This window comes from Pseudomonas sp. GW460-12-10-14-TSB1, from assembly GCF_017349775.1.
GTDB lineage: Bacteria > Pseudomonadota > Gammaproteobacteria > Pseudomonadales > Pseudomonadaceae > Aquipseudomonas > Aquipseudomonas piscium.
Genome location: NZ_JACNAC010000112.1, coordinates 1 through 5,562, shown reverse-complemented (window position 1 = coordinate 5,562; position 5,562 = coordinate 1). Strand labels below are relative to the sequence as shown.

Sequence of the window (5,562 nt, the reverse complement as noted above, 5' to 3'; positions counted from 1 at the left end):
ATGAAACCTGCAAAGACCCTCGCCGTGCTGGGCGCCAGCGCGGTGTGCCTGAGCGCGCCCCAGCCGCTGCTGGCCGAAGAAGGCGGTTTTATCAAGGACGCCACCGCCACCCTCCAGGCCCGCAACTACTTCTTCAGCCGCGACTATTCGGATATCCGCGGCACCGAGCAGTCCATGGCCCAGGAATGGGCCCAGGGTTTTATCCTCAACTTCAAGTCCGGCTACACCCCCGGCACCCTAGGCCTGGGCCTGGATGCCATCGGCACCCTGGGGCTCAAGCTCGACAGCGGCAGGGGCCGGGTCAACAGCGGCCTGCTGCCGGTGCAGGAAGACGGCGAAGCCGCCGACGACTACAGCCGCCTCGGCCTGGCGCTGAAACTGCGCCTGGCAAAAAGCGAACTGCGCATCGGCGAGCTGCAACCCAACCTGCCGGTACTGAGCTTCAGCGATATCCGCCTGCTGCCACCGTCCTACCAAGGCGCGAGCATCGTCTCCAACGACATCGACGGCCTGACCCTGCAAGGTGGCCGCCTGCATTCCACCAGCCTGCGCAACGAATCCGGCGACGGCAAACTGCAAGCCATGCTCGGCCATGTGCCGAAACGCGCGGTCAGCAGCGATGCCTTCAACTACTTTGGTGCCGACTACGCCTTCAACGACAAGCGCACCAGCGTCAGCGCCTGGTACGGCCAACTGGAAGACATCTACCACCAGCGCTTCCTCGGCCTGAAACACAGCCAGCCGCTGGGCGACTGGACACTCGGCGCCAACCTCGGCTACTACAACAGCGAAGAGGACGGCAAACAGCTGCTCGGCGCCATCGACAACCAGGCCCTCTTCTCGCTGCTGTCGGCCAAACGCGGCGGCCATACATTTTACGTCGGCTACCAAGGCATGTTCGGCGACAGCGCCTTTCCCCGGGTCTTCGCCAACATCACCCCACTGGGCAACGAAGTGCCCACCTACGAGTTCGCCTACACCGACGAACGCTCCTGGCAACTGCGCTACGACTACGACTTCGCCGCCAGCGGCCTGCCTGGCCTGACCACCACCCTGCGTTATATCCGCGGCGACAACGTCGACACCGGCAAGGGCTTTGAGGGCAAGGACTGGGAGCGCGACCTGGATATCGGTTACGTGGTCCAGTCCGGGCCACTGGGCGGGCTGGGGATCAAGGTGCGTAATGTGGTGGCACGCTCGAATTATCGGACCGATATCAATGAGAACCGGTTGTTGCTGAGTTATAGCTGGAAGTTGTTTTAAGGCAGGGCAGCGAGCGCGATATTGGATATCGCGCTCGGCCAGCTCTTTACCCATCACTGTGTAATGTACGGGTCCTGCGTCTTGATAAAATCGTCGAGCGCCTTGGAGTTATAGATATCGAGACAGGCATAAAACACGACTTTCTTATCCGTATATTTGCTACTGGCTTGGGTTTTCTCATACATGGAAAATACAAAATCCGTCGTTGCATCATAAGGGTTATGCAGCGTCTCCAACGTATCTTCATTCTGAAGAATGCTGTGCATACCACTTCCCATGAAGGAATAGGCGCCAATAGCCGACTCGATATCGCTCTTCACATCGGACTCATCTTTAAACTGATTAACGATGCAATAACCAAGACCATAATTCTTCAACGACTGCCGGGCCGCTGCAACATCAATCCCGGCGTAAGCGACGCTACCCATATTGCCTGCGGTCAAAAGCAACACCGCTAAAATCCGCTTCATCCTTTCAGTTCCCAATAGTTGGTCTTTACCAGTGACGCTGTGGAGATATTTCGCTCGGCCCGACACAAGCCAAACAAATCCGCGCCCGCCCCGTTCCCGGAACTTCAGCCATCACTCCTTGCGCTGGTGCATTGCCTCTGCCATGAACAGAACCAAGGGACCGGATACCGATCGAGGCTGCTCGGTCACCTGTCGCGTATTGCCGAGTCCGCTTTAAGCACGAACTCCAGCCCGATCCCCACCTCCTCCAGCACTTCAGTAGCACGGTCGATGAAGAACTCAGCTTGCTCTGGCAACTCGTACAGACCATGGATACGGATAATAGGGTGTTTACCAAGCGCCCCGGGGATCTCGGTATAAATCTCACCGCTCTCGATGAACGCAACGTAGGTATTGAGCTTGTCCTGCAGCAATTGCAGGTGTTCGCCTTGCTCGCCTTTATCGCCCCATTCAAGATGGTCAGTAATAACCAGAACGATATTGTCAGGCTCCCAGTCAGGGATTGCCCAGATATCGATGACCTGTGAGTTCGTGATGGACATGGCTGCTCCTTCAGGGTTTGGGTCGAACAATTTCAACTTGAGTGGGTGGAATTTCAGTGCCTCCGGGGAATCCGGTTTTTCCCTTGCCGACGATAGTGGCGCCGCTTTGATCATCCGGCCTGACGTTACCGAGACACCCAAGTCTTGGCTTTAGGACATATCCTGATTGCCCTACTCCGGTTTCCTATCCATGTCGCCCCAACCAGCCATCGCCTCCCATACACTCAGGCCCGGACAACAGGCTTTCGAAGGGGCTGATAAACCTGTCCAGCAGACCTTCAGCGCCCGCTGCCCAGCTGGAAACACCAAGCACAGTGGCAAATCCTTGAGGATTTTTTAAACATGAGGATGGATCGATGATCGACTTCAACAACAAAGGCTTCTTCAAGCTCAAGCAAAACGACGAATACGCCGAGCGGGTCAGCGACCTGTTGCTGGAAGGCGAGCAGGTGATCGATGCCTATAAGGCCATGCGCGACGGTGTGGTGTTTACCAACAAGCGCATCATCGCGATCAACGTGCAGGGCATCACTGGCAGCAAAAAGGACTTCACCTCCCTGCCCTACAAAAACATCGTCGCTTACTCGGTGGAAACCTCCGGCACTTTCGACCTGGACTCCGAACTGGAGATCTACTTTTCGTCGCTGGGCAGGGTGAAGTTCGAATTCACCGGCAAGACCTCGATGGTGGAAATCTCCAAGTACATCTCCAAGCATCTGCTGGGCTAAAACATCCCGTCGTCAATCGGCGCTCAGCCCCCACAACACCTCCAGCACATGCTGGGTCGAGCGCTCCACGTCCCCGGCCCGATGGGCGATGCCCAGCTGACGCCATAGCGGCGGCTGCAACGGGCGCATGGCGATCCGTGTGTCGGGCAGCGGCGTGGCCGCTTCATGGGGCAGTAAGGTGGCGCCATAACCGGCGGCCACCAGGCTCTTGATCGCGTCGTTGTAGTTGAGCTGGATGCGCGCCGTGGGCTGCTGCCCGCCCAGGGCGAACCACTCCGAGGTCAGGCGCGACAGCCGGGTGCTGTGGTCGTTGAGGATCAGGGGCTGGGCGGCCAGCCACTGCGGGGTCACCGGGTCGGGGCATTGCCAGCGGGACGGCAGGAAAGCCATGACCGGGTCCTTGCGCCAGGGCTCGATGCGCAAACCCTTGACCGGAGTTTGCGGCAAGGCCACCAGGCCGATATCCAGCGAACCTTCGGCGAGCTTCTTCAAGCTCTCCTGGGAAGTCAGCACCGCCACCTGCAGATCGATGCCCGGGTGCCGCTGGCCGAGGGTTTCCAGGGCCTGGGGCAGCAATTGGGCGATGGCGCCAGTGGACGCCCCCAGGCGCACCCGCCCGGCCAGGCCCAGGACCTGGCGCTGCACATCCTCCAGCGCCTGCTCGGCATCGGCCAACAACCGTCGCGCGCGCTCCACCAGGGTTTCGCCAATGGCCGACGGCTGTACCCGACCGCGGGTGCGCGACAACAGCGAGCCGCCCACCCGCGCCTCCAGGTCGGCGATATGCAGGCTGACCGTAGGCGGCGCCAGGTTCAGCGCGCGGGCCGCTTCGGCAAAGGAACCGAGGTCGACAATCGCCACCAGGGTGCGCAGCCGGTCGAGGCTGATTTCGCGCATGGGCCGTTCCAGATTCAGAAAAACTGAAGCTTAGCGTTATTAAATTCAACTTTCTCTATTTCAGCTTCAGCCGGAAGATTTGCTCGAATTATTCCTGATTGCGAGCACACAGCATGAGCACACCCCTCGTATTTATCGACGGCGACCAGGGCACCACCGGGTTGCAGATCCACCAGCGCCTGCGCGGCCGCAGCGACCTGCACCTGCTGACCCTCGCCGCCGACCAGCGCAAAGGCCCGCAACGCCGCGCCGAAGCCATCAACGCCTGCGACATCGCCCTGCTCTGCCTGCCCGACGACGCTGCCCGCGACGCCGTCGCCAGCATCCGCAACCCGGCCGTGCGGGTGATCGACGCCAGCTCGGCGCACCGCACCCACCCCCACTGGACCTACGGCTTCGCGCAAATGCACCCGCAACAGGCACAACGCATCGCCAGCGCCAAGCGGGTGAGCAACCCCGGCTGCTACCCCACCGGCGCCATCGGCCTGCTGCGCCCCTTGCTGCAAGCCGGGCTACTGCCGCAGGACTACCCGATCAGCATCAACGCCATCTCCGGCTACTCCGGCGGCGGCCGCGCCGCGGTCGAAGCACACGAAGGGCCGGATGCCTCCAAAGCCGCCCCTTTCCAGATCTACGGCCTGGGCCTGGCCCACAAACATGTACCGGAGATCCAGCAACACAGCGGCCTGAGCGAACGGCCGCTGTTCGTCCCGGCCTACGGTGCGTTTCGCCAGGGCATCGTGCTGACCATTCCCCTGCAACTGCGCCTGCTTGCCCCGGGTGTCGATGCCGCCCGTATCCAGGCCTGTCTGGAGCAGCATTACGCCGGGAGCGGTTGCGTGGAGGTGATGTCGCTTCGGCACGCACAAGAACTCACGGGCCTTGATCCGCAGGCGCTGAACGATACGGACGCTATGCGCTTGATGGTGTTTGAGGGTGAGGGTCAGGTGCTGCTGGCAGCGGTGTTCGACAACCTGGGCAAGGGCGCCGCGGGGGCGGCGGTGGAGAATCTGGATTTGATGCTCGCCGCGCTGGGCTGAAGGGCTTCATCGGGATTGCCCGCGCGTTGCAACAGGCCAGATACAGCCCGACTTCGCGCATGAGAAAAAGCCCCACCCGGTTGGAGTGGGGCTTTCAAGGTGCTGATGACCCTCCTGAGGCTCTGTCGAAAGGGCTATCGAACCCAGCGCCGCCCTGGCTTCCCGGCACGACGCTCAAACGACCGCCTTGGTCATTTGTCGTCCCTCTTCGTCGACGACTGCGAAGGGTATTCGCTGCTCTCTTCGGCGTTGGGCGCTTCAGGCAGGCTGCCCGGCGTGAACATATGGGTCTGCAAGTCGCTGGCCTCGATGTCGACGACGCCATGCACCGCACGGGTCAGGCTGACGGCCTGCTCACACTGCTTATGGGTGATGAGCCGGCCACTCAAAGTGACCATGCCCGCATGGGTTTTGACATTGATATGCAGGCCGCGGGTCGGTTCGGCAAAGGCCAGGGCCGACTTCACCTTGGTGGTGATCCAGGCATCGTGAACGGCCATTTCCAGACCATGGGAGTAATGCTGGAAGGAATGAAGTTTCATGGCGGGCCCCTCTCGCGTAATCAGTTGGGCGTCCCGTCCCATTGGTTGGACTGCCCTCTGCCTGGCGGGTGAGCGTGGTG

At 60.9% G+C, this 5,562-nt stretch carries 7 protein-coding genes; 3 read left to right on the top strand and 4 right to left on the bottom strand.

The window, feature by feature from the left end; translation table 11 throughout:
* A complete protein-coding gene (locus J4D52_RS30395) occupies positions 1-1,263 on the top strand; it encodes an OprD family porin (protein ID WP_102678249.1) in 1,263 nt (420 codons plus the stop codon).
* 53 nt (positions 1,264-1,316) lie between these two features.
* On the opposite strand, the gene J4D52_RS30390 is transcribed toward J4D52_RS30395, so the two are convergent.
* Both J4D52_RS30390 and J4D52_RS30385 read right to left on the bottom strand, forming a co-directional pair.
* A complete protein-coding gene (locus tag J4D52_RS30390; RefSeq protein ID WP_102678248.1) occupies positions 1,317-1,733 on the bottom strand; it encodes a hypothetical protein in 417 nt (138 codons plus the stop codon).
* A gap of 185 nt (positions 1,734-1,918) precedes the next feature.
* The gene (locus J4D52_RS30385) at positions 1,919-2,275 is read right to left on the bottom strand and encodes a DUF6572 domain-containing protein (RefSeq protein ID WP_102678247.1); all 357 of its coding nucleotides are present in this window, start codon (positions 2,273-2,275) and stop codon (positions 1,919-1,921) included.
* Between the two features lie 356 nt (positions 2,276-2,631).
* Here J4D52_RS30385 and J4D52_RS30380 point away from each other — a divergent pair, with 356 nt between their 5' ends.
* Positions 2,632-3,003, top strand: coding sequence for a PH domain-containing protein (locus tag J4D52_RS30380; RefSeq protein WP_016702346.1), 372 nt, complete (start codon positions 2,632-2,634; stop codon positions 3,001-3,003).
* Between the two features lie 12 nt (positions 3,004-3,015).
* On the opposite strand, the gene J4D52_RS30375 is transcribed toward J4D52_RS30380, so the two are convergent.
* Positions 3,016-3,900: a LysR family transcriptional regulator gene (locus J4D52_RS30375; RefSeq protein ID WP_102678246.1), complete on the bottom strand. Its 885-nt coding sequence runs from the start codon at positions 3,898-3,900 to the stop codon at positions 3,016-3,018.
* A 113-nt stretch (positions 3,901-4,013) separates the two neighbouring features.
* Here J4D52_RS30375 and argC point away from each other — a divergent pair, with 113 nt between their 5' ends.
* Positions 4,014-4,940, top strand: coding sequence for an N-acetyl-gamma-glutamyl-phosphate reductase (gene argC, locus J4D52_RS30370; RefSeq protein ID WP_102678245.1), 927 nt, complete (start codon positions 4,014-4,016; stop codon positions 4,938-4,940).
* Positions 4,941-5,131: 191 nt separating this feature from the next.
* On the opposite strand, the gene J4D52_RS30365 is transcribed toward argC, so the two are convergent.
* Entirely contained in the window at positions 5,132-5,482 is a 351-nt protein-coding gene (locus J4D52_RS30365; RefSeq protein WP_097304382.1) for a BON domain-containing protein, read from the bottom strand.
* Positions 5,483-5,562 lie beyond the last annotated feature (80 nt).

Excerpts from the sequence above, each read along its gene's own strand:
- J4D52_RS30395 (WP_102678249.1), top strand. The coding sequence starts at position 1 with ATGAAACCTGCAAAGACCCTCGCCGTGCTGGGCGCCAGCGCGGTGTGC.
- J4D52_RS30390 (WP_102678248.1), bottom strand. The coding sequence starts at position 1,733 with ATGAAGCGGATTTTAGCGGTGTTGCTTTTGACCGCAGGCAATATGGGT.
- J4D52_RS30385 (WP_102678247.1), bottom strand. The coding sequence starts at position 2,275 with ATGTCCATCACGAACTCACAGGTCATCGATATCTGGGCAATCCCTGAC.
- J4D52_RS30380 (WP_016702346.1), top strand. The coding sequence starts at position 2,632 with ATGATCGACTTCAACAACAAAGGCTTCTTCAAGCTCAAGCAAAACGAC.
- J4D52_RS30375 (WP_102678246.1), bottom strand. The coding sequence starts at position 3,900 with ATGCGCGAAATCAGCCTCGACCGGCTGCGCACCCTGGTGGCGATTGTC.
- argC (WP_102678245.1), top strand. The coding sequence starts at position 4,014 with ATGAGCACACCCCTCGTATTTATCGACGGCGACCAGGGCACCACCGGG.
- J4D52_RS30365 (WP_097304382.1), bottom strand. The coding sequence starts at position 5,482 with ATGAAACTTCATTCCTTCCAGCATTACTCCCATGGTCTGGAAATGGCC.